Here is a 24,184-nt window from a genome sequence, read left to right as displayed (position 1 = left end):
CTATTTTTTTATTCTTCTAATCTAATGTCTAGTCCTAACCCTTTCAATTCGTGCATAAGTACGTTGAAAGATTCTGGTAATCCAGGTTCTGGCATTGGCTCGCCTTTTACAATACTTTCGTAAGTTTTAGCTCTACCAATAACATCATCAGATTTAACGGTCAATATTTCTCTTAATGTTGCAGATGCTCCATACGCTTCAAGAGCCCAAACTTCCATCTCTCCAAAACGTTGACCTCCAAATTGTGCTTTTCCACCAAGAGGTTGTTGTGTAATTAATGAGTATGGTCCAATTGAACGAGCATGCATTTTATCGTCAACCATATGTCCTAATTTTAACATATAGATAACTCCAACAGTTGCTGGTTGGTCAAAACGATCTCCAGTACCACCATCATAAAGATAAGTATGTCCAAATCTTGGAATTCCAGCTTCATCTGTAAATCCGTTAATTTGATCTAGTGTTGCACCATCAAAAATTGGAGTTGCATACGTACGTCCTAATTTTTGCCCAGCCCATCCTAAAACAGTTTCATAAATCTGACCAATATTCATACGAGAAGGTACACCAAGTGGATTTAATACAATATCAACAGGTGTTCCATCTTCTAAGAAAGGCATATCTTCTTGACGAACGATACGAGCAACAATACCTTTATTACCGTGACGTCCTGCCATTTTATCACCAACTTTTAGTTTACGTTTTTTAGCAATGTAAACCTTAGCTAATTTGATAATCCCTGCTGGTAATTCATCTCCTACAGAAATTGTAAACTTCTCACGACGTAAAGAACCTTGTAAGTCGTTTTCTTTAATCTTGTAATTATGAATTAAATCTGCAACAAGTTTGTTTGTATAATCATCTGTTGTCCAAGTACCACTAGTTAAGTGCGTATAATCATCAACAGCATTTAACATTTTAAGTGTATATTTTTTACCTTTTGGTAATACTTCTTCACCTAAATCATTAAAGACACCTTGCGCAGTTTTACCATTAATAATAGCAAATAGTTTTTCAACTAAAATATCTTTTAAATCGTCAAATTTCTTGTCGTAAATACCTTCTAATTGTGCAATATCTTCTTTATCTTTTGCACGTTTACGCTTATCTTTAACTGCACGAGCAAAAAGTTTTTTATCAATTACTACTCCATTTAATGAAGGTGAGGCTTTTAAAGATGCATCTTTTACGTCTCCAGCTTTATCACCAAAAATAGCACGTAATAATTTTTCTTCAGGTGTTGGATCACTTTCTCCTTTAGGCGTAATTTTTCCAATTAAGATATCTCCAGGTTTTACTTCGGCACCAACGCGAATCATTCCGTTTTCATCAAGGTCTTTAGTAGCTTCTTCTGAAACGTTAGGAATATCGTTAGTTAACTCCTCGTTACCTAATTTAGTATCTCTAACCTCAAGTGAATACTCATCTATATGAATAGAAGTGAAAACATCATTTCTAACTACTTCTTCAGAAATAACAATCGCATCCTCAAAGTTATACCCTTTCCAAGGCATAAAGGCTACTTTCATATTTCTACCTAAAGCTAGCTCTCCTTTTTGAGTTGCATATCCTTCACAAAGAACTTGACCTTTTACAACTTTATCACCTTTTTCAACAATAGGTTTTAAGTTAATAGATGTTCCTTGATTAGTTTTTCTAAATTTTACTAATTGGTATGTTTTAACATCACTATCAAAGCTAACTTTTGCTTCGTCTTCTGTTCTATCGTATTTGATAGTAATTTCATTTGCATCTACATACTCAACAACACCATTTCCTTCAGCATTAATTAAAACACGAGAATCTGATGCAACTTGTCTTTCTAATCCTGTTCCTACAATAGGAGCTTGAGGACGTAATAAAGGGACAGCTTGACGCATCATGTTCGATCCCATTAAAGCTCTATTCGCATCATCATGCTCTAAGAAAGGTATTAAAGAAGCTGAAATTGAAGCGATTTGGTTAGGTGCTACATCTGTGTAATGAACTTGAGTTGGTTCAACAACAGGGAAGTCACCTTCCATTCTAGCAATTACCTTATCATGAAGAATTGCTCCTTTATCATCAACTTTTACAGTTGCTTGAGCTATCATTTGTTCTTCTTCTTCTTCAGCACTTAAATAAATTGGAGCTCCTTTAATATCTACAACACCATCAGTTACTTTTCTATAAGGCGTTTCAATGAATCCCATTGAATTTACTTTAGCAAATACAGAAAGTGAAGAAATAAGACCAATGTTTGGACCCTCAGGAGTTTCAATTGGACAAAGTCTTCCGTAGTGCGTATAATGAACGTCACGCACTTCGAAACCTGCTCTTTCACGAGATAAACCTCCAGGTCCAAGAGCTGATAAACGACGCTTATGCGTAATTTCAGCAAGTGGATTGGTTTGATCCATAAATTGAGAAAGTTGATTTGTTCCGAAGAATGAATTAATAACTGAAGATAATGTCTTCGCATTAATTAAATCTATTGGAGTAAATACTTCGTTATCACGAACGTTCATACGTTCACGAATAGTACGAGCCATACGTGCTAGACCAACACCAAATTGTTGTGATAATTGTTCACCAACTGTACGTACACGACGGTTAGATAAGTGATCAATATCATCAATCTCTGCTTTAGAGTTGATAAGCTCGATTAAATATTTAATAATAGTAATGATATCTTCCTTTGTAAGCACTTGCTTATCCATTCCAATATCAAGACCTAATTTCTTGTTCATTCTATAACGACCTACTTCTCCTAAAGAATAACGTTGGTCACTAAAGAATAATTTATCTATTATACCACGTGCTGTTTCCTCATCTGGTGGCTCAGCATTACGAAGTTGTCTATAGATATGTTCTACAGCTTCTTTTTCAGAGTTTGTTGGATCTTTTTGTAAGGTATTGTGAATAATTGCGTAATCTCCTTGTTGCGCACTTTCTTTGTGTAAAAGAATAGTTTTTACGCTTGTTTCAAGAATTTCTTCAATATTATCTTTATCAAGAACAGTGTCACGATCTAAAATAATTTCGTTACGTTCAATAGATACTACTTCACCAGTATCTTCATCTACAAAATCTTCATGCCAAGTGTTAAGAACACGAGCAGCAAGTTTTCGTCCTAATACTTTTTTTAATCCAGCTTTAGAAACTTTTACTTCTTCAGCAAGATCAAAAATTTCAAGAATGTCTTTATCACGTTCAAAACCAATAGCTCTAAATAAAGTAGTTACAGGTAATTTTTTCTTACGATCGATATATGCATACATTACAGAATTAATATCTGTTGCAAACTCAATCCAAGAACCTTTAAAAGGAATTACTCTAGCCGAATAAAGTTTCGTACCATTTGCATGAAATGATTGTCCAAAAAAGACACCAGGAGAACGATGTAATTGAGAAACTACAACACGCTCTGCACCATTGATACAAAATGTACCACTTGGCGTCATGTAAGGAATTGTACCTAAATACACATCTTGAACAATGGTCTCGAAGTCCTCATGTTCAGGGTCTGTACAATACAATTTTAACCTTGCTTTTAACGGAACGCTATAAGTAAGTCCTCTTTCAATACATTCTTCAATTGTATATCTAGGTGGATCAATAAAGTAATCTAAAAATTCTAAAACAAATTGATTACGAGTGTCTGTTATTGGGAAGTTTTCCATGAAGGTGTTGTATAAACCTTCAGTACCTCTTTCTTCTGATTTAGTTTCTAATTGGAAAAAATCCTGGAAGGATTTAATCTGAATATCCATAAAATCTGGGTATTCTGTTCTATTTATAATAGATGAGAAATTTAATCTTTCAGCTTGTGTTACTAACATCAATGGACGAAATTTTGATTAAAAAAAATGTTTGTTTATAGCCTCCTGGCTATATACGACAAATGGTCTAGGTCTTAGAGAGTATTCTCCAGACCTAAACCTTTGTTAATTTTGGTTGTTAAGCTTACTTAAGCTCAACCTCTGCTCCAGCCTCTTCTAAAGAAGCTTTTAAAGCTTCAGCTTCATCTTTAGAAACTCCTTCTTTGATAGCACTTGGTGCACCATCAACTAATTCTTTAGCTTCTTTTAATCCTAAACCAGTTAATTCTTTAACTAATTTAACAACTGCTAATTTAGAAGCACCAGCCGCTTTAAGCATTACATCAAATTCTGATTGCTCTTCTGCAGCGTCTCCACCACCAGCAACAGGACCAGCCATAGCTACAGCAGCAGCTGCAGGCTCAATACCATACTCATCTTTTAATATAGTTGCTAATTCGTTTACTTCTTTTACAGTTAAGTTAACTAATTGTTCTGCGAAATCTTTTAAATCTGCCATTTTTCTACCGTTTTAATAATTTTAATAAAATATAATTTGTTTAAGTGCGTACACATTTTTATTATCCTTCTTTTTCGGATAATGTTTTCATAATTCCAGCTAGTTTTCCACCACTTGATTTAAGTGCAGAAATAACATTTTTAGCTGGAGATTGTAATAATCCAATAATATCTCCAATAACTTCTTCCTTAGATTTAATATCAACTAAAGCGTCAAGTTGAGCATCTCCAATATAAATCGCTTCTTCAATAAACGCACCTTTTAAAAGTGGTCTGTTTGATTTTTTACGAAATGTTTGGATTATTTTTGCTGGAGCATTACCCGTTTCAGAATACATAACTGAAGTATTTCCTTTTAATGTTTCAGGAAGTGCTCCAAATTCTTTATCTGATGCTTCCATTGCTTTTGACAACAATGTATTTTTAACAACTGCTAATTTTACGTTTGCTTTAAAACAAGCACGACGTAAGTTTGAAGTATTAGCTGCGTCTAATCCAGAAATATCTGTTAAATAGATAATTGTATTATCAGCTAATTGTGCAGTTAATTCTTCGATTACTTGTGATTTTTCTTCTCTTGTCATAATTAAAGTTTTAAACTACTTAACCGATTTTAGGATCAACAGCTACACTTGGACTCATAGTAGAAGACATATAAATGCTTTTTACGTAAGTTCCTTTAGCTGCAGTTGGTTTAAGTTTCATTAATGTTTGTAATAATTCGTTTGCGTTATCTACAATTTTATCAGCACTAAAAGATGCTTTTCCAATTGAAGCATGAACGATACCAGTTTTATCAACTTTAAAGTCAATTTTACCTGCTTTAACATCGCTTACAGCTTTAGCTACATCCATAGTAACTGTACCTGTTTTTGGGTTAGGCATTAAACCACGAGGACCTAATACACGTCCTAATGGACCTAATTTACCCATAACACTCGGCATAGTTACAATCACGTCAACATCTGTCCAACCACCTTTGATTTTGTCTAGGTATTCGTCCAAACCAACGTAATCTGCACCAGCTTCTTTTGCTTCTGCTTCTTTATCTGGTGTTACTAATGCTAAAACTTTCACGTCTTTACCAGTACCATGAGGTAATGTTACAACCCCTCTTACCATTTGATTTGCTTTTCTAGGATCTACGCCTAAACGAACTGCTAAATCAACAGATGCGTCAAATTTAGTATTGGTAATTTCTTTCACTAATGCTGATGCTTCAGTAATAGAATATATTTTTCCTTTTTCTATTTTAGCTAAAGCTTCTTTTTGTTTTCTTGTTAATCTTGCCATTTTAAAAATTTTTTAGATTAATTAGGGGCTTCGCCACCTTTAACAGTTATACCCATTGATCTAGCAGTACCTGCTACCATTTTCATAGCAGAATCAATTGTAAATGCATTTAAATCTTGCATTTTGTCTTCTGCGATGGTTCTAACCTGATCCCAAGAAACTTTTGCTATTTTCTTAATATGTGGTTCTCCTGAACCTTTTTTTACTTTGGCCGCTTCTAATAATTGTACAGCTGCAGGTGGTGTTTTGATTACAAAGTCAAATGATTTGTCTTTGAAAACAGAAATTACCACAGGTAAAACTTTACCTGGTTTATCTTGGGTTCTAGCATTAAATTGCTTACAGAACTCCATGATATTTACTCCAGCGGCACCTAAAGCGGGTCCAACCGGTGGCGACGGATTCGCTGCACCTCCCCTAACTTGTAGTTTAACTACTTTACTTAACTCTTTTGCCATTTTTAATAATTTAGTTTTTTAGCAATTCTTAAATTTAGAAGCTTAAGATTGCCTTTTTATATATGTAACAATTATTATACTTTTTCAACTTGCATATAACTTAATTCTAATGGTGTTTTTCTTCCGAAAATTTTCACCATAACTTCAAGTTTACGCTTTTCTTCATTTATTTTTTCGATTGTCCCATCAAATCCATTGAAAGGTCCATCGATTACTTTAACAGTCTCTCCTACTTTAAATGGTATTGCAACATTTGCGTCGGTATCTACAGTCAATTCATCTACTTTACCTAGCATTCTGTTTACTTCAGACTGTCTTAATGGTACTGGATCTCCGCCTTTTGTTTCACCTAAAAAGCCTATTACATTTGTAACAGATTTAATAATATGAGGTATTTCTCCAGTTAAATTTGCTTTAATCATTATGTAACCTGGAAAATAAACTTTTTCTTTATTTACTTTCTTACCGTTACGGATTTGAATTACTTTTTCAGTTGGAACTAAAACTTGGTCAACATAATCTTGTAAACCTAATCGAGCTATTTCTGTTTCGATATAAGTTTTAATTTTGTTTTCTTGACCACTTACAGCACGAACCACGTACCATTTTTTTTCATTCCCTTCAGACATAAATTCTAATTTTAACCGTTAATGAATTTAAAATAGAACCCTACCACTTTACTAAAAACTGTATCCACTCCCCAAATTGCTAATGAGAAAATGATAGAGAATACAGCTACTAAAACTGTTAAACTTTGTGCTTCAGCCCATGTTGGCCAAGTCACATTGTTTTTCAATTCTTCAAATGATTCTTTTATATAATTTATAAATCCAGCCATTATATTATTTTATTTGCACGGGTTGAGAGACTCGAACTCCCGACACCTGGTTTTGGAGACCAGTGCTCTACCAACTGAGCTAAACCCGTAAATACAAGTCAAGGCATTCCAGAATTCTGGAATACCTTAACTTAATATTTATTAAACTTAATTAGTCTAAAATTTCAGTAACCTGACCAGCACCAACTGTTCTTCCTCCTTCACGGATAGCGAAACGAAGACCAACATTCATTGCTATTGGTTGAATTAACTCAACGTGAATTGTTAAGTTATCTCCAGGCATTACCATCTCAACTCCTTCTGGAAGTGCAATATTTCCAGTTACGTCAGTTGTACGAACGTAAAATTGAGGACGGTAGTTATTATGGAATGGAGTGTGACGTCCACCTTCTTCTTTTTTAAGGATATAAACCTCAGCTTTAAATTTAGCATGAGGTGTTACAGAACCTGGTTTACAAATTACCATTCCTCTAGAAATTTGAGTTTTCTCAATACCTCTTAATAAGATACCTGCATTATCTCCAGCCTCACCTCTATCAAGGATTTGACGGAACATTTCAATTCCTGTAATTGTAGAAGTTAATTTCTCAGCTCCCATACCAATAATTTCAACAGGATCTCCTGTATTAGCAATACCAGTTTCAATACGACCAGTTGCTACAGTACCACGACCAGTAATAGAGAATACGTCTTCGATAGGCATTAAGAAAGGCTTATCAACTTCTCTTAAAGGCTCTTCAATCCAGTTATCAACAGCTTCCATTAATTCTAAAACTGTATCTACCCATTTTTGCTCACCATTTAAAGCTCCTAATGCAGAACCAGCAATTACAGGTCCATTATCTCCATCATACTCATAGAAAGATAATAGATCTCTAACTTCCATATCTACTAATTCGATTAACTCTTCATCATCAACCATATCCACTTTATTCATGAATACAACGATACGAGGAATACCTACTTGACGACCTAATAAGATATGCTCTCTAGTTTGTGGCATTGGACCATCAGTAGCAGCAACTACTAAGATAGCACCATCCATTTGAGCAGCTCCAGTTACCATGTTCTTTACGTAATCCGCGTGACCTGGACAGTCAACGTGAGCATAGTGACGTTTTGCAGTTGCATATTCTACGTGTGAAGTATTAATTGTAATACCTCTTTCTTTTTCTTCTGGTGCATTATCAATTTGATCAAATGATCTTGCTTCTGAGAAACCTGCATCAGCTAATACTTTAGTAATAGCAGCAGTTAAAGTTGTTTTACCGTGATCTACGTGTCCAATTGTACCAATGTTTAAGTGTGGTTTTGAACGATCGAAAGTTGCCTTTGCCATGTTTTAATAATTTAATCTTAGTTATATAATAATATTAGTGTATTCTAATTTAAAAAATTCTTTATATAGAGCCAATGACGGGAATTGAACCCGTGACCTCTTCCTTACCAAGGAAACGCTCTACCCCTGAGCTACACCGGCTTAAAAAAGAGCGAGAGACCGGGTTCGAACCGGCGACATTCAGCTTGGAAGGCTGACGCTCTACCAACTGAGCTACTCTCGCAATAATTTAATATCCTAAATTTTAAAAGTGGGGAGAGCAGGATTCGAACCTGCGAAGACGTAGTCAGCAGATTTACAGTCTGCCCTCGTTGGCCGCTTGAGTATCTCCCCAATTAAAATTTTCACTCTTTAAAAGAACGTTATCAATTTTACCAAACCTTGCAGTCTATATAGTAATTTTGATGTTTTAGAGCCGATGGAGGGACTCGAACCCACGACCTGCTGATTACAAATCAGCTGCTCTAGCCAGCTGAGCTACATCGGCTTTTAAACTCTTTTTTATATAAAAAAAAGCCCGCTATTTCTAACGGACTGCAAATGTAAATATTTATTTTCGTATTCAAAACATTTTTTGAAAAATTTTATTATAAATGTGCTCTTAATTTTTCTTTTCGTTTTTTAAGTTGTCTTTCTAAGGACGCAATTGCCATATCTGTTCCTTCTTCAAATGTTTTACATTGTTTTTTTACAACAAAACTATCTCCAGGCACACTTACTCGTGCTTCGAAAATTTTATTTTCTTTATCGCTTGTATTTTCTACTTTTAAAAAAACGTCTGAACTTATTACTTTGTCATAAAATAAATCTAACTTATCCATACGCTTTTGAATAAAGTCTATCAATTTTTTGTCTGCATTAAAATTGACGGATTGCGTGTTTACTTTCATACTTCTTTTGTTTTTGGTTAGACAATAGTTTAAATAAATTATTTTTTACTTCTTGGATGCGTATTTAGATACACTTTTTTTAATTCTGCTATACTATTATGTGTATATACTTGAGTAGCAGCTAAACTTGAATGTCCTAGAAGTTCTTTAACAGCATTTAAATCTGCACCTTGGTTAAGTAAATGAGTTGCGAATGAATGTCTTAAAATATGCGGACTCTTTTTTACCTTACTTGATGCTAAACTAAAATACTCATTAATTATTCGGTAAACAAGTGTTTCATAAATTTTAACTCCTTTTTTTGTTAAAAAAAGATAGTCTTTATCCTTTATATTAATTAGTTTAATTCTTGACTCTAAATAAGTTAATAAAGTTTGGATTACTGAATCTAATAACGGAATAATTCTTTCCTTATTTCTTTTACCTAACACTTTTAACGTTTTATTAGAATAATCAACATCTTTTAATTTAAGTTCTACTAATTCAATTCTACGAATTCCGGTTGAATAGAATAATTCTATTATGAGTTTATTTCTTATTCCTTCAAAACTATCTTCAAAATGCAGCTGGTCTAATACTGTTGCTATTTCTGTTTCAGAAAAAGGTACTTGAATTTTTTTGCTAGTTTTTAAAGCTTTATGTTTAGACAATGGATTTGTTTGGATAGCTTCTATTTTCAATAAAAACTTATAATAAGAATTTAAAGATGAAATTTTCCTATTTATACTTCTGTTGGAAATATCTTTTTCGACCAAACTCACAATCCAACTTCTTATTTGTGAATAATTAATTGTATCTATTGAATCTGATTCAAATTCTATTTTTATAAAATCTAAAAATTCGTTTAAATCTTTTTGATACGCATTTATAGTTAATTTTGAGTATTTTTTCTCAAGTAATAAATAATCTATAAATGAATTATAGGACATTGTGTAGAGTTTGTAAGTATCATAGTAAATATAATAATTAATAATGAAGGGAAAGGTCTAAAACAAAAAATCCTGCTATAGCAGGATTTTTATATGGATTTAACAAATTTAGAGATTAGATATTTTCTTGGTCTCTTAAATGTTGGATGTATTGCGCTTTTTGAATTTGAGCTCTACGTACTACAGATGGCTTGTTAAACTGTTTACGGCTTTGTAAAGCACGTTTCGTTCCAGTTTTATCAAACTTTCTCTTATAACGCTTTAACGCTCTATCTATATTTTCTCCTTCTTTAATTGGTATTATTAACATAGTGTCTTAACCTCCTCTCTTTTAAAATTTCAGTGCGCAAATATAAAAACTAATTTAGAACTGGCAATCATTTTTTTTAAAATTATTCTTTAAATAATGAATATCTTTTGGTTAGGTCTTGAATTAGCTTTTCTTCCTCTTTACTTTCTAATAAGGTGTTATAATTTTTCCAGAAATCTTTGTTGTATGGCTTAGGTGAAAACAAATCAGCATCCCAACCATTTTCTATTGCTCTTGCTATATCATCTGGGTTTGTAATAATTTCAGTAAATAATATTTCTTGAACAGTATAGTAATACCTTTCGTCTTTATTTACAGTAGATTCATCTATTTCTGTTTTTGGATCATCAATTGCAACACCTACATTTACCAGTTTTGGTGTTTCATAATACACATAGTTTAAATACATTTTGTCTTGGTATTCTTTATATGATATAACTAACTTATGGTTAATATCTGTATCATAAAGTGTTTTACTTCTACTTTTTTGAGCAGATGATGCTGCGACTAATTCATACTCAATTCTTTTTATTGCATAAGAGTCCCAATAAATATAAATCCATCCATTTGCTTGATAACCATCATTATATATTCCTTTTGTTTCTAAATTTATAAAATCGAAACTTTTAGAAATTTTTATTTTATATATCTTTCTTTCGTTTTCAACCAAAATTGTATCTAACTTAAATTGATGCAAATTCAACACATTTTCTCCAAATAATGCCTTTGCACTAGCATAGTTTCTAACTAAATTCAATTTTCCATGAAATAACGTTTCTAACCCATTAATACGATTATCATTCCACTTAATTGCCTTAATTAATGAAGCAGTTTCTATGGTATCACGTTTTAAATTTCTAGATTGAAGCTTGATGTTCTTTGCTTGATTTTTTAAATAGGAAGTATAAGCTAGTAAACTATCTACATCTCGTAAATCGTAACTTTTTCTAACTTGATCGACATTTATTTTAAGGTATTCATCTGATACTGCTGAACTAGAATCGTAAAGTGTTATAGCGCTTTCAATAAGCCATTTAAATTCTTTTTTGTTTCGTTCTTTATGTCTTAAAAATCCTTTTTGCAAATAAGATGAATCTGGAAGGTTTTCTGGTAATCTTTCTAGTGCACGAAGCATAATATCATTTCCTGTTTTAGGTCTGGTTTCAGCCACAAGAAGAACCTCATCTAAAGAGGCAACATCTGGTTCTAAATAAACATCAAAAGTGCTATCGAATTCATTCACTGGAATCTTATAACTTTTAAAACCAATGGATGATATAACCAATGTATCGCTTTGATATCTTTCTGGAACAACTAAAATAAATTTTCCATCTACATTTGTTATAGTACCAATAGTTGTATTCTTTACATACACACTAGCACTTTCTAATGGTAAAAATGTTTCGGCATCTAACACAGAATTTTTTAATTCCGTTTGTGAAAATGCAGAGATATAAGTTATAAAAACAATGATCCCTAAAATATGTTTGAAAAATTGAGGTTTCATATTATTATAGACTTAAAGTTTAAGTAGCAGGTTTATAATTCTTATCGTCAAGAATCATTTTTGCTAAGATTTCACGAAGAATCTCTGAAGTTCCTCCACCAATTGGGCCTAACCTACTATCACGCAATAATCTTGCCATAGGATATTCTTCCATATAGCCATAACCTCCTAAAAACTGCAAACATTCATTAATAACTTCATCTGCCATTTTAGTCGATTTCAATTTAGACATGGTAGCTTGTTTTACTACATACTCACCTTTATTTAATCTATATGCAACAGAATAATTAAACTCGCGGCAAATTTCCATATCTGCATACGCATCTGCATAACGATGTCTTAAAGCTTGAAATTTATTAATTGTTTTACCAAAAGCTGTACGTTCGCTCATGTATTGCTTAGCATAATCTAAAGCAAATTCTGCTCTAGCATGCGCATTTACAGCCATAATTAATCTTTCTAAAGCAAAATGCTGCATGATGTATGGAAAGCCTTTATTCTCTTCACCCATTAAATTGCCAGCAGGAATAACTACATTATCGAAAGCAATTTCGGCAGTATCACTTGCTCTCCAACCTAATTTGTCTAGTTTAGTTGAAGAAATTCCTGGAGTTTCTCTATCTATAATAAAAATGCTTATTCCTTTGTTTCCTAATTCTGGACTAGTTTTAGCTGCAACCACCAAATAATCGCTATAAACCCCATTAGTAATGAATGTTTTAGATCCGTTTATAACATAAGTGTCTCCCTTTTTTATTGCAGTCGTTCTCATGCCAGCTACATCGCTACCTCCAAAAGGTTCTGTAATACATAAACATCCTATCTTATCTCCAGTAATACTTGGTGTTAGATATTTTTGTTTTATTTCATGGTTTCCTTCTTTGTTTACATGTGTCATAGCTAAATAAGCATGTGCCCACATGTTTGCAGCAAATCCTCCTGAATTTACTTTCTGAAGTTCTTCTAAGAAGATAACTGTATAAAACAAATCGAGATTTAATCCTCCATATTCTTCCGGATAGACCAAACCAAAAAATCCCATGTCGCCAAATTTTTTCCAAATGAAACGTTCAACTGTTCCCGTTTTCTCCCATTTTTCAATGTGTGGAACCACTTCTTTCTGCAAAAAATCTTTTAGACTTTCTCTAAACATTTGATGTTCTTCTGTGAAGTACATACCATTCATATTTTTTCTTTATTAATTGAGCTTCAAATATAATTTAATTATATCGATTTTGTTAATTGGAAAGCTTTTAACTTTTAATAAGTCATCTAAAGACTTATATCCTTCTCTTAAAGTTCTTTGTTCAATAATATTGTGTGCAATTTCGTAATCTATATATTTAATGGTTACTAATTCTTCTATGGTTGCATTGTTTAAGCTTATTTTTTCAATCTGTCTTGGAGTCTTCACAGTAAATTGTTCAGTAATCCGTTCAATAACTTCTGGTGACAAACCATAGACTTCCAGCAATTGAACATCTGCAATAAATCCTCCATATTTCTCTCTATATTCAACAATTCTTTTAGAGTAACCTTCTCCAATTCCATTTATTCTCTGCAACTGTGAAGCCGAAGCTTTATTCAAATCCTGTTTTTGTTCAAAAGTTTTTGGTTGATTGCTATATTGAAATGAATAATTAGGTTTGGGTTTCGGATTGGTTACCCATTCAGGGAATTTAAAAAATGGTGAAATTATTGACAGTAATGAATCTGAAACTTTAGTGACCTGCTGAAATTCTTCAGTAGAATTCACCCATTTATCTTGAGACCTAAACTTTAATAATCTATCTATCTCTTCGTTGGACATACCAAGTGTATAGCCTTTATAATCTGTGATAAAATTAGGATTGAATGGATAGATTTTTGGTTTTCTGTTTTCAATTTCAACCAACCGAAGGGAATCTATTTCAGATCGATATTGAATTAACTCATTGTTTTCAACAACAAATTCTTCAGAAGAAAAATCAACAAAATAATAAACGCATTGCAAAACGATTATGATAAGTAATAATAAAAAAATCCCATTCCTTTGTTTTTTAGAAAACGTGAAATGGGATTTCATATATTTTAATTTAAATGTTAATCTTCTATAGCATCAGATTTTAGCTTGATAGCATCAAGATACCTATTTAATTGTTTTTTAACAACTGGGAATAAGAAAAATAATCCAACCATATTTGGGAAGATCATAGCAAAAATCATGGCATCAGAGAAAGACCAAATAGATCCCATACTTGCTGCTGCACCAATTACCACAAATGTTAAAAACAATAATTTATAAACTAAATCTGCTGTTTTTCCTCTTCCGAATAAAAATTTCCAGGATTGTAAACCGTAATAAGACCATGAAATCATGGTAGATACAGCAAATAAAACTACAGCAACTGTTAAAAATATACTAGAATAAGGAATATATTCTGCAAATGCTTTCGATGTGATTCCAGCTCCTTCAAAAGGCATACCATCTATAAAAACAACACCTGAACCATCTCCACCATATTCAAAGAAACCTCCAAAGTTAAATATAACGATTACTAAAGCAGTCATAGTACATATTACAACTGTATCAATAAAAGGTTCTAATAAAGCTACAAGACCTTCAGACGCTGAATATTTTGTTCTTACTGCCGAGTGAGCAATGGAAGCAGAACCTGCTCCAGCTTCATTTGAAAAGGCTGCACGTTGAAATCCAACTAATAATACACCAATTAGTGAACCAACACCAAATGCTGTTGGGTTAAATGCTTCTCTAACTATTAGTGCAATAGCGTCATCAATTAAAGCGAAATTACTAAAGATGATATATAAACAAGCTAGAATATACATAATTGCCATAAATGGAACTACTTTTTCTGTAACAGATGCGATACGCTTAATTCCTCCAATAATGATAACACCTACCAATATAGCTAATACAACTCCAACAATAGCGCCAGCTGCAGTACTCTCCCAATTAAATAATTCTTTAATTACAATGGTTGCTTGATTTGATTGTGCTGCATTTCCACCACCAAAAGAACCTCCAATACAGAAAACTGCAAATAATCCTGCAGCTACTTTTCCTAAAGTTTTAAACCCTTTTGCTTTAAGTCCTTTACTTATATAGTACATAGGTCCACCATAAACAGTTCCATCTTCTCCAACATCACGAAATTGTACACCTAAAGTACATTCAACAAATTTGGTAGACATACCTAATAAACCACAAACAATCATCCAAAATGTAGCTCCTGGACCACCTAAAGCAATCGCTAATGCTACACCAGCTATATTTCCATTACCTACAGTACCTGAAACGGCAGTAGCTAATGCTTGGAAGTGAGACACTTCTCCATCTGAGCTTTCATCACGAATAGTATCTACAATATCTCCATCTATTGCCAAATCTTCATTGGCTGCTAATTTTTCTTCAACTTTATCTAAATGTTCATCGATATCAACTTTTGTCAAATCTTGGCCTTGAGCAATACCATCTTCACCATATAGTTCTGCTGCCCCATGCTTTTCTATATCTTCATATTTTCCTCTAACAGTATTGATAGCTGTCCAGAAATATCTGATATTAGGAAAACCAAAATAAATAGTAAAAAATAAGGCACTACCTACAAGAAGTACTAACACAAAAGGAATTGTATAAACATCATCTTGATAAACTGGGAAAAATATTACATTGGTAAAAAAATCTGCAATTGGAGCAAAAGCTGCATCAATTTGTTGGTCAAGACCCACTTCCTCCTCTTGTGAGAAGGTGATAAATGGTATGATTAAGGTTAAAATTGAAAGAAGATATTTCTTCATAAGAATTATTAATTAGTTAGTTTTATTTATAAGTGTGACAAGATGCTAAAAAAAAATGATTTTTTAAAACATCTCTCGTTAAAATAAGTACTTATTGATGAATATTATATACAGAATTTAATGTATGTATTTGTTCTGGTCTACCTAAAACAATGATTTTAGAATTAGGTACTAGCTTCAATTCCGCTTCTGGATTTATTAAATATTCACCATTAGCATCCTTATAACCTATAATACTACAACCCGTTTTTTTACGAAGATCTAAATCTCTTATAGTTTTAATTTCTGAAGTATCATATAATTGCTCAACAGATATTTCTTCTATATTGATATTAGATTTTCCAACAATTGATAGGTTATCTATAAACTCCAATAAACCTGGTACTACTACTAAAGAAGCCATATGGTCGCCACCTATTTTATCTGGTAAAATCACATTATTTGCTCCTGCCAGTTTAAGTTTTTTATAGGATGTTTCTTGAGAGGCACGACTAATAATGTTCATATTCTTATTAATCTGTCTAGAAGAAAGTACAACAAACAAATTATCTGCATCGTTTGGCAAAGCAGAAATTAAAGTACTTGCTCTATCTATTCCAGCTTGTAAAAGTATTTCATCTTCATTGGCATTACCAACTACAAAAGGCACCAAATCACTTTGAAATTTTTCTGCAACTTCTTTATCTTTTTCAATAATAACAAATGGTTTCTCATAAGCTAATAGTTTTGTAGCAGCTTGTTTGCCATTTCTACCATAACCACAAATTATAATATGGTTTTTAAGACTATCAATCTTTTTTTGCATCTTTCTTTGTTTTAATCCTTCTAAATTATTTTTACTCAAAATATATTCTGTAATAATACTAATTGCGTATCCTACTACAACAACACTTGTTAATATTAAAAATATAGTAAAAATTTTGGAAGATTGATCTAGTGGTTGTACTTCTCCAAAACCAACAGTTGTAATAGTTATTACTGTCATGTAAAAAGCATCTATCCAGGTAAGTTGAGATAACACTTTAAAACCAATAACTCCTGCTGCTAACAAAATAGCTAACAAGAGTATGGCAGTATAAATTTTAGATCTAAAAAGTTTTATTAATGGATTGTTCATTTTTATTTTTATAAATCGAAAACTGAAGAACGCTTTGTATAAAGTAGATCTTTAATATGCATCCAAAATGCTATAAAAAGATAAAGTGCAAATCCGAAACCCAGTGTTACAAAAGTTAAATATAAAAATGATGTTCGTACTACTTTTGCTCTAATCCCTAATCTATCGGCTATTCGCTGACACACATAGTATCCGTGTTTTTGAAAATAAAGTAAGATTTTATAAAAAATGTTCATGCTGCAATTTAACAAATTATTTGATGATTAATGCATTGCCTACAGCACATTGTAAACATTTATTTTTATCGCAATATTCAGTCTTAAGCTGAATAAGTGCCTGGGATTGTAATGCTGATTTTGAAACCTGTTTTAAATTGTTAAATGCAGTAACAATACTATTTTTCTCTGAAGGTATATGCTGAAGTAAATTAATGATAAGGTCATTTATATCTTCATTTATATGCTTTGCATACCTAAATTTAATTGGGATTATAGTATTTATAAGTAATAAATCTACAAATGATTTCGCTATTTTTTTCTGAGTTAATTTTGATACTTTTTGAAATGTGTAATGTGTTTTCCAGAATTCTGAAGTCGAAACTGAAAACAACTTATAATAATCGTTTATATTTTTAATTTCAATAATTTTTGAAAACAAGTTATGTTGTTCATGGTAAAGTGATGCTAATTGAGATAATCTAATAGTCGGAAAATTTTGTGGTCTTAATCTAAAAAATTGAATTGGTGTCACTTGAGTATTACTCAAACTAAACTTTTGTTTTAAAAACAGGTATTCCTTTTTTAATTCTAAAAAATAGGGTTCTTGAATATCTTCTTCAAGCAAACCAGCTTGACCAAAAATTAAAGATTCTAGTGCTTGATTATTAGTTTGTAATTTCCTTACAATGGAATAATCAATTGAATTTGCTAAACTAAAAAAAGAATCGCCATTAACTTTTAAACCGAAATTTTTGGTTAGCATCTTGAATAAAACTGCTTCCCAATTGTTTTTTGAAACCTCTAGAAGCTTTTCAATAGTGTTAGACTTTCTTTCTAATCGCTCAAAATAAATACGTTCTAACCAATTATTAAGAATAAAACTATCTACATCAGCAAAATCTGTTTCACAATTAATCCACTTGTTTTTAGAAGCAAACAATTTATTATAGTTCTGCAATACATCTTTATCTATGTACTGTTTAAGCTCTAAGGTTGGAATAATTGAATTGTTTTTTCGAAAAATCTCAGTATCATGTTCCCATACTACATGTAAAATTACATTGTCATAAGCTTTATCTGTTTCATGATTGTGCACAAACCAATCGCTAGATTTTATATGTATCTCAACATTCCCTGCCCAAAGCTGATCTCCTATTTTTAGTTGTGCATTAAAAAAATCTGGTCCAGAATTAATATTATGCTTACCTACTGAAAGTATTTCTAAACTTTCATACTGAGTAGTTTTTAAATGAAACCCATTTATTTTTTTATGTTGCCAGATATAATGTAGAAAGTCTTCTTGCATAATAGTAAAAGTACAAGATACAAAATTTCAATATTCAAATATGTATCAATAATCACAATTAATAAGACTAAAATACAGTAATAATCACTAATTAAAATAAATATATTATTATATCTTTAACCTAATATTGACTATTGATTTTAAAATATATTTAACACGTTAAATATTAAAAAAAAACTTTAAAAATGATTAAAAAAATAACTCTTGCTTGTTTCTTATTAAGCAGTCTATTTATTGTTTCTCAAGATGAAACTGTTGAAACTAAAAACTCTTCCTGGAATTTTACAGTAGAACCTTATTTAATGTTTCCAAATATGAAAGGAGACACACAAATACGTGAAAATCTTCCATCTCTTGGAGTAGATGCAGATATAGAAAATATTTTTAGCCACCTTAAAATGGGAGCCATGCTTTATCTAGAAGCAAAAAATGAAAATTGGGCTATTACTTCAGATTTTGTTTACATGAAACTTGGTGAAGATGTATCGCCAACTAATTTAGTAGAAAGTGGCGAATTAGAGGTAAAAGAAACACTTTGGGAACTTGATGGTTACAGACGTATTCTTCCAATGCTTGAAGTTGGTTTAGGTATGAGATTGGTAAGTGTTAGTGCAGACGCAAATTTTTCATTTGTTTTCCAGGATAGAAGTGCAGATATAACAGAAACTTGGGTTGACCCTATTATTGTTATCCGTTCTCATAATATTATTAAAGACAATTTTCTAGTAAACTTAAAAGGAGATATTGGAGGTTTTGGAATAGGCTCCGATTTTACTTGGCAAATACAAGTTGATGCTGGTTATAAATTCTCAGATTTGTTCCATTTAATGATTGGCTATAGATACATTGGTATCGACTACGAAACTGGAAGTGGATCTGATTATTTTGCCTATAACATAGACACTTTTGGTCCTGAAATGCGTTTAGGCTTTAGTTTTTAATAGCTGAATTCATGAAAACAAAACTATTTAATGACCATTTGAAACGATTTACAGCTACAATAGGAAAAAAACCTATAAAATAGTAATCTTCAAATCATACATAAAAAGGTTTATAATGTTATATCTTTGTTTCTTTTAATAATCAGCCATTATTTTAACCATAATTTGGTTTTAATGGTGTATAAACCATATATCTATGAAGACTTATTTAGGAATTATATGTTTCGGTATCATTTTATTTTTAGGATGTGATCAATCTAAATCCAAAACAACAGATAGTAATACAGATCAGACTGTTACACAAGAATCACCAGTAAATCAAACAACAAATGTCCCAGAAGATAATACCAATAATGCTTTAAGTATTCCTGCTCAAACGGCTACAGGCATGAATCCTGCTCATGGACAACCAGGTCATGATTGTGCTATTCCTGTTGGTGCACCTTTGAATAGTAAAAACAATTCATCACCTATGGTAAACCCTGGAAGTTCATCACCTGTAATTAACTCGGGTAATTCATCTCCTGTTCAGACTGCTCCAGGCATGAATCCAGCTCACGGACAACCAGGTCACGATTGTGCCATTCCAGTTGGTGCGCCTTTAAATAAATAATATTTTAAATTAACACATAAAAAAACCTGAGCTTTCGCTCAGGTTTTTTTTAATATATTTCTACAGTCGTTTCACTCGTTCTGAATAACAGGTTATTCAATATAACCCATTTTCTTCATCCAGTCGTTATTAAACATTTTACCAACGTATCTACTTCCATGATCGTGAAACAATACCACAACCACATCGTCTTTTGTAAAGTGTTCTTTTAACTGTAACAAACCTTTTATAGCTGCTCCAGCAGAATTTCCTAAAAACATACCTTCCTGCTTTGCTAACAATTGCGTGTAAACAGCTGCATCTTTATCGGTTACTTTTGTAAATCCATCAATAATATCAAAATCCACATTTTTTGGCAGAATGTCTTCACCAATACCTTCGGTTACATAAGGATAAATTTCTTTTTCATCGAAAATTCCAGTTTCGTGATATTTTTTGAACACAGAGCCATAGGTATCAATTCCCCAAACTTTAATATTAGGGTTTTGTTCTTTTAAATATTTACCAACTCCAGAAATAGTTCCACCAGTTCCAACACCAACAACAAAATGAGTAATTTTTCCTTCTGTTTGTTTCCAGATTTCAGGACCTGTACTTTGGTAATGTGCTTTAGTATTGCTTAAATTATCATATTGATTGACGTACCAAGAATTTGGTATTTCTTCACCCAAACGTTTAGATACTGAATAATAAGATCGTGGATCTGTTGGTTCCACATCTGTTGGACAAACAACAACCTCAGCTCCTACTGCTCTTAACATATCTACTTTTTCTTTAGATTGTTTGTCTGCCATAACAAAAATACATTTGTAACCTTTAACAATAGCAGCTAACGCTAATCCCATTCCTGTATTTCCAGATGTTCCTTCAATAATAGTTCCTCCAGGTTTCAAACGTCCATCTGCTTCGGCATCTTCAATCATGGTTAGAGCCATTCTGTCTTTTACAGAATTTCCAGGATTAAAAGTTTCGTATTTTGCTAATACCAAACATGGTAAGTCTTCAGTTAATTTATTCAATTTTACCAAAGGTGTGTTTCCAATGGTTTCTAAGATGTTTTTTGAGTAATCCATTATAAAATTTTTCAGTTGCAAATTTATGTTTTTGACATGAATACACGAATTAATTTATTATGTTTCTGAAATTCTATTTATTCAAATCTAATAGCTTTAACAGGGGAAATTTTAGTAATCAGGTAAGAAGGCAAAAGAAGCATAATTAGACATAGAATAAATGTTCCAATATTTAATGCTAAAATATAACTAATACTAATATATACTGGAGCTTCAGTAACATAATATACATCTGGATTTAATGGAAAGAGACTGAAATATTTTTGCGCAAACAATAAGCCTAAGCCTAAAGCATTTCCCCAGATCAACCCTAATGTTATTAAATAAGATGCATTATATAAAAATATTTTTCTAATAGTCCAATTATTAGAACCAAGTGCTTTTAAAACACCAATCATTTGTGTTCGTTCTAATATTAAAACTAATAAAGCAGTTATCATATTGATACCAGCAACTAGAATCATGATACCAATAATACCATAAATATTTTTGTCGAAAATTTTAATCCATTCGAAAATAGAACCAAACTTTTGCTCAACCGTTGTAACGTTTAACATGGATGGTGTATTGTTATACACATTATTATAAATTTCGTTTAATTTACGATAATCGTTTACAAAAACTTCAAAATGTCCTGCTTGGTCTTCTTCCCATTTATTTAAACGTTGCAAATGTCTTAAATCTCCTATTACATAAGTTTCATCAAAATCTTTAAAACCAGAATTATAAATACCTACTATTTTATTAGGTCTCATAAATGGTGGTTTATTAGGATCTTCTTTTCTGAATAAAGTAATAAAATTGTCGTTTATTTTGAAACCTAAACGATTTGCTAAATATTCAGAAATTAAAACCTCATCGTTCATCTCTTTAGAATAATCAGGCATTCTACCTTCTTTCATAAAAGATTCAAAATACATCCAATTATAATCTGCTCCAACGCCTTTGAGAATGATGGCTTCAAAATCTCTTTCGGTTCTAATAATTCCGAATTTAGAAGCCACAGCTTGAATATGATTGATGCCTTCTACCGATTTAAACTCTGGATAAAAATCTTGATTTAGTGATACTGGTCGTCCACTTTCCTGTGAATTATTACTATCGAAATTTGAAATTATAATATCGCCATTAAAAGCAACTACTTTTTCTCTAATTTTTTGTTGAAGCCCTATTCCAGTAGCAATAGCAATCATCATCACAATAATTCCAATAGCAATTGCAGCAATACCAATTTTTATTATTGGTGCCGAAACACTACTTTTATACGCTTTACTATCAATTATGCGTTTGGCTATAAAATATTCGAATTTCAAATGATGCAATTAAAATTTATTCAGCTCAAAAATACAGTTTTATTATTTGTTTTAATACTCCTTTCTTGTGGAAACTTTTCGAATACTAAAAGTGAAAAACTAGCTAAACAAAATGATGGTGAGATTCTTCGACAAGCTCAGAATGACACGAACAACAAAATGGTTAAAAAAATTATTGTAGGTGCCAATCAAACTGAAAAATATTTACCACTTTTAAAAGGAAAACGTGTTGGTATTGTTGGAAATTTAACAAGTGTTATTTTTAAAAACCCTGAGCAAACAAGTTATACACATTTAGTAGATTCATTACTAGCATTAAACATTGATGTTATAAAAGTACTTTCGCCAGAACATGGTTTTAGAGGTGCTTCAGATGCTGGAGAATTAGTAGAAAGTGGGAAAGACACAAAAACAGGGCTGCCAATTGTTTCACTATATGGAAAAAACAAAAAAGCGACTATTGAAAACTTAAAAGATTTAGATATCATGATTTTCGATATCCAAGATGTTGGCGTTCGTTTTTACACATATATATCTACGTTACATTATATGATGGAATCTTGTGCAGAAGCTAATATCCCTTTGCTAATTTTAGATAGACCAAATCCCAATGGACATTATGTAGATGGCCCAACTCTAGAGATTGAGAATAAAAGTTTTTTAGGCATGCATCTAATTCCATTAGTTCATGGTTTAACTATTGGTGAATTTGCTAAGATGTTAAATGGTGAAAAATGGCTAGAAAATAAAGCACAATGCAACATTACAATCATTCCTGTTGAGAACTACACGCATAACACGTTTTATCATGTTCCAATAAGACCATCACCAAATTTACCAAACGATCAAGCCATTAAATTGTATCCAAGTTTAGGTCTTTTTGAAGGAACAGATATTAATGCTGGACGTGGCACAGAATTTCAGTTTCAACGTTATGGAGCTCCTTTTCTTAATCCAGAAATAATGACATTTACTTATATTCCTGAATCCAATTTTGGAGCTAAAATTCCAAAACATAAAGATGTTCTTTGCTATGGTGAAGATTTAAGTAATGAAACTATTCATGGAGAGATGACTTTAAAATGGATTATTAAAGCTTATCAAAATGCTACAGATAAATCTAAAGTATTCAATACAGCTAATTTTACCAAGCATGCTGGAACAGCTAAATTACAACAACAAATTGAAGCTGGTTTAAGCGAAAAAGATATTAAAGCTACGTGGCAAAAAGACCTTGAAGCCTTCAGAAAAATTAGATCTAACTATTTATTATATCCTTAGATTAATCGTAGCGTTTTCCGTTAGGTCTTAAATTATTTCTTCTATAATTAGCTCTTGATTGAATGTTATGATTTCTATATCTAATATCTGTGAGATTATATACTTTAAGTTTTAAAGGTTTTTCTTTTATTATATCGTTTTCAGATACATTAATAGACCCTAAAGTTTCACTATTTGAAATTAATGTTGTTCCACTAATTTCTAAATTACTTGCCAAATCTAAAGGCTCAGGTAACTCTTTAATTATTTTATTTTCGCTTAAATCTAATATGGGAATCTGAATTTCACTATTAGAATAATTAGATGCAAGATCATTCATTCCAAGATCTATTGGTAACAGTCTAGATATTTTAAAAATTATGGTTTTTCTATAAACATAGGTGTCATCATGACCTTCAGTATGGACAACAGCAATCGTATAATCTCCAAGTGGTAAATCGTTCAACGGAATAATAATGTTTTTTAAAGAATCGTTTACTGCATATTCTTTTAATCCAAAAGCGCCAATTACTTCAATTTTATTTAAATTGAATGTACTTTTTAGAAAAAGAGTATCTCCTGAAGTATTTAAATAATGATTTAAACTTTTGGCCGTTTTATTTACATTTTTAAAAATTGCAGAATAAACTACATCTTGA

Annotated in this window: 24 protein-coding genes and 5 tRNA genes; 3 read left to right on the top strand and 26 right to left on the bottom strand. The window is 31.7% G+C overall.

Going from position 1 to position 24,184, the window contains the following annotated elements; genetic code table 11:
* Positions 1–8: 8 nt before the first annotated feature.
* The 23 genes from rpoB to FVF61_RS08125 all read right to left on the bottom strand — a co-directional run bounded on the left by rpoB (position 9) and on the right by FVF61_RS08125 (position 18,325).
* Complete coding sequence (rpoB, locus tag FVF61_RS08235) at positions 9–3,821, bottom strand: DNA-directed RNA polymerase subunit beta (protein ID WP_148455360.1); 3,813 nt, start codon at positions 3,819–3,821, stop codon at positions 9–11.
* A 124-nt stretch (positions 3,822–3,945) separates the two neighbouring features.
* Positions 3,946–4,320: a 50S ribosomal protein L7/L12 gene (gene rplL, locus FVF61_RS08230; RefSeq protein WP_109682582.1), complete on the bottom strand. Its 375-nt coding sequence runs from the start codon at positions 4,318–4,320 to the stop codon at positions 3,946–3,948.
* Between the two features lie 61 nt (positions 4,321–4,381).
* On the bottom strand, positions 4,382–4,903 hold the full coding sequence (gene rplJ / locus FVF61_RS08225; protein ID WP_148455205.1) for a 50S ribosomal protein L10: 522 nt from the start codon (positions 4,901–4,903) through the stop codon (positions 4,382–4,384).
* Between the two features lie 19 nt (positions 4,904–4,922).
* Positions 4,923–5,612: a 50S ribosomal protein L1 gene (gene rplA, locus FVF61_RS08220; protein WP_148455203.1), complete on the bottom strand. Its 690-nt coding sequence runs from the start codon at positions 5,610–5,612 to the stop codon at positions 4,923–4,925.
* A 17-nt stretch (positions 5,613–5,629) separates the two neighbouring features.
* Positions 5,630–6,070 carry a 50S ribosomal protein L11 gene (gene rplK, locus FVF61_RS08215; RefSeq protein WP_148455201.1) on the bottom strand — a complete coding sequence of 147 codons (441 nt, stop codon included), beginning with the start codon at positions 6,068–6,070 and terminating at the stop codon, positions 5,630–5,632.
* 74 nt (positions 6,071–6,144) lie between these two features.
* Positions 6,145–6,699 (bottom strand): transcription termination/antitermination protein NusG, encoded by a 555-nt coding sequence (nusG, locus tag FVF61_RS08210; RefSeq protein ID WP_148455199.1) that lies wholly within the window; start codon positions 6,697–6,699, stop codon positions 6,145–6,147.
* Positions 6,700–6,710: 11 nt separating this feature from the next.
* Positions 6,711–6,908: a preprotein translocase subunit SecE gene (gene secE, locus FVF61_RS08205; protein WP_148455197.1), complete on the bottom strand. Its 198-nt coding sequence runs from the start codon at positions 6,906–6,908 to the stop codon at positions 6,711–6,713.
* A 16-nt stretch (positions 6,909–6,924) separates the two neighbouring features.
* Positions 6,925–6,997 (bottom strand) — tRNA-Trp (locus FVF61_RS08200).
* Between the two features lie 62 nt (positions 6,998–7,059).
* Entirely contained in the window at positions 7,060–8,247 is a 1,188-nt protein-coding gene (tuf, locus tag FVF61_RS08195; RefSeq protein ID WP_148455195.1) for an elongation factor Tu, read from the bottom strand.
* 69 nt (positions 8,248–8,316) lie between these two features.
* A tRNA-Thr gene (locus FVF61_RS08190) sits at positions 8,317–8,388 on the bottom strand.
* Positions 8,389–8,397: 9 nt separating this feature from the next.
* Positions 8,398–8,470, bottom strand: a tRNA-Gly gene (locus FVF61_RS08185).
* 28 nt (positions 8,471–8,498) lie between these two features.
* Positions 8,499–8,580: transfer RNA gene (locus tag FVF61_RS08180), tRNA-Tyr, on the bottom strand.
* Between the two features lie 80 nt (positions 8,581–8,660).
* A tRNA-Thr gene (locus FVF61_RS08175) sits at positions 8,661–8,734 on the bottom strand.
* Between the two features lie 100 nt (positions 8,735–8,834).
* Positions 8,835–9,137 carry a ribosome hibernation-promoting factor, HPF/YfiA family gene (gene hpf / locus FVF61_RS08170; protein ID WP_148455193.1) on the bottom strand — a complete coding sequence of 101 codons (303 nt, stop codon included), beginning with the start codon at positions 9,135–9,137 and terminating at the stop codon, positions 8,835–8,837.
* Positions 9,138–9,175: 38 nt separating this feature from the next.
* The gene (locus FVF61_RS08165) at positions 9,176–10,066 is read right to left on the bottom strand and encodes a tyrosine-type recombinase/integrase (protein WP_148455191.1); all 891 of its coding nucleotides are present in this window, start codon (positions 10,064–10,066) and stop codon (positions 9,176–9,178) included.
* 115 nt (positions 10,067–10,181) lie between these two features.
* Entirely contained in the window at positions 10,182–10,376 is a 195-nt protein-coding gene (gene rpsU, locus FVF61_RS08160; RefSeq protein ID WP_148455189.1) for a 30S ribosomal protein S21, read from the bottom strand.
* Between the two features lie 82 nt (positions 10,377–10,458).
* Complete coding sequence (locus tag FVF61_RS08155) at positions 10,459–11,883, bottom strand: carboxypeptidase-like regulatory domain-containing protein (RefSeq protein ID WP_148455187.1); 1,425 nt, start codon at positions 11,881–11,883, stop codon at positions 10,459–10,461.
* 19 nt (positions 11,884–11,902) lie between these two features.
* Positions 11,903–13,069, bottom strand: a complete 1,167-nt coding sequence (locus FVF61_RS08150) for an acyl-CoA dehydrogenase family protein (RefSeq protein WP_148455186.1) — start codon at positions 13,067–13,069, stop codon at positions 11,903–11,905.
* Positions 13,070–13,081: 12 nt separating this feature from the next.
* Positions 13,082–13,948, bottom strand: a complete 867-nt coding sequence (locus FVF61_RS08145; RefSeq protein ID WP_148455184.1) for a ComEA family DNA-binding protein — start codon at positions 13,946–13,948, stop codon at positions 13,082–13,084.
* A 17-nt stretch (positions 13,949–13,965) separates the two neighbouring features.
* Complete coding sequence (locus tag FVF61_RS08140; RefSeq protein WP_148455182.1) at positions 13,966–15,684, bottom strand: alanine/glycine:cation symporter family protein; 1,719 nt, start codon at positions 15,682–15,684, stop codon at positions 13,966–13,968.
* A 91-nt stretch (positions 15,685–15,775) separates the two neighbouring features.
* Positions 15,776–16,801 carry a potassium channel family protein gene (locus FVF61_RS08135; protein ID WP_148455180.1) on the bottom strand — a complete coding sequence of 342 codons (1,026 nt, stop codon included), beginning with the start codon at positions 16,799–16,801 and terminating at the stop codon, positions 15,776–15,778.
* Between the two features lie 8 nt (positions 16,802–16,809).
* On the bottom strand, positions 16,810–17,037 hold the full coding sequence (locus FVF61_RS14350) for a PspC domain-containing protein (protein WP_148455178.1): 228 nt from the start codon (positions 17,035–17,037) through the stop codon (positions 16,810–16,812).
* Between the two features lie 16 nt (positions 17,038–17,053).
* Positions 17,054–18,325, bottom strand: coding sequence for a DUF2851 family protein (locus FVF61_RS08125; RefSeq protein WP_148455176.1), 1,272 nt, complete (start codon positions 18,323–18,325; stop codon positions 17,054–17,056).
* Between the two features lie 185 nt (positions 18,326–18,510).
* Between FVF61_RS08125 and FVF61_RS08120 the strand changes: the two genes are divergently transcribed.
* Entirely contained in the window at positions 18,511–19,266 is a 756-nt protein-coding gene (locus FVF61_RS08120) for a hypothetical protein (protein ID WP_148455174.1), read from the top strand.
* A gap of 196 nt (positions 19,267–19,462) precedes the next feature.
* The gene (locus FVF61_RS08115; RefSeq protein ID WP_148455172.1) at positions 19,463–19,879 is read left to right on the top strand and encodes a hypothetical protein; all 417 of its coding nucleotides are present in this window, start codon (positions 19,463–19,465) and stop codon (positions 19,877–19,879) included.
* A gap of 92 nt (positions 19,880–19,971) precedes the next feature.
* Here FVF61_RS08115 and FVF61_RS08110 read toward each other — a convergent pair whose 3' ends face one another.
* Entirely contained in the window at positions 19,972–20,952 is a 981-nt protein-coding gene (locus tag FVF61_RS08110; protein ID WP_148455170.1) for a PLP-dependent cysteine synthase family protein, read from the bottom strand.
* Positions 20,953–21,029: 77 nt separating this feature from the next.
* Positions 21,030–22,265, bottom strand: a complete 1,236-nt coding sequence (locus FVF61_RS08105) for an ABC transporter permease (protein WP_148455168.1) — start codon at positions 22,263–22,265, stop codon at positions 21,030–21,032.
* Here FVF61_RS08105 and FVF61_RS08100 point away from each other — a divergent pair, their 5' ends adjacent.
* Positions 22,266–23,546 carry an exo-beta-N-acetylmuramidase NamZ family protein gene (locus tag FVF61_RS08100; RefSeq protein WP_148455166.1) on the top strand — a complete coding sequence of 427 codons (1,281 nt, stop codon included), beginning with the start codon at positions 22,266–22,268 and terminating at the stop codon, positions 23,544–23,546.
* Between the two features lies 1 nt (position 23,547).
* Here FVF61_RS08100 and FVF61_RS14175 read toward each other — a convergent pair.
* A partial coding sequence (locus tag FVF61_RS14175; protein ID WP_158635201.1) for a hypothetical protein occupies positions 23,548–24,184 on the bottom strand: 637 nt, incomplete at its 5' end.

The sequence above is a fragment of the Xanthomarina maritima genome (assembly GCF_008084905.1).
Taxonomy (GTDB): Bacteria; Bacteroidota; Bacteroidia; order Flavobacteriales; family Flavobacteriaceae; genus Xanthomarina; species Xanthomarina maritima.
This window is presented reverse-complemented; position numbering and strand designations above follow the sequence as displayed.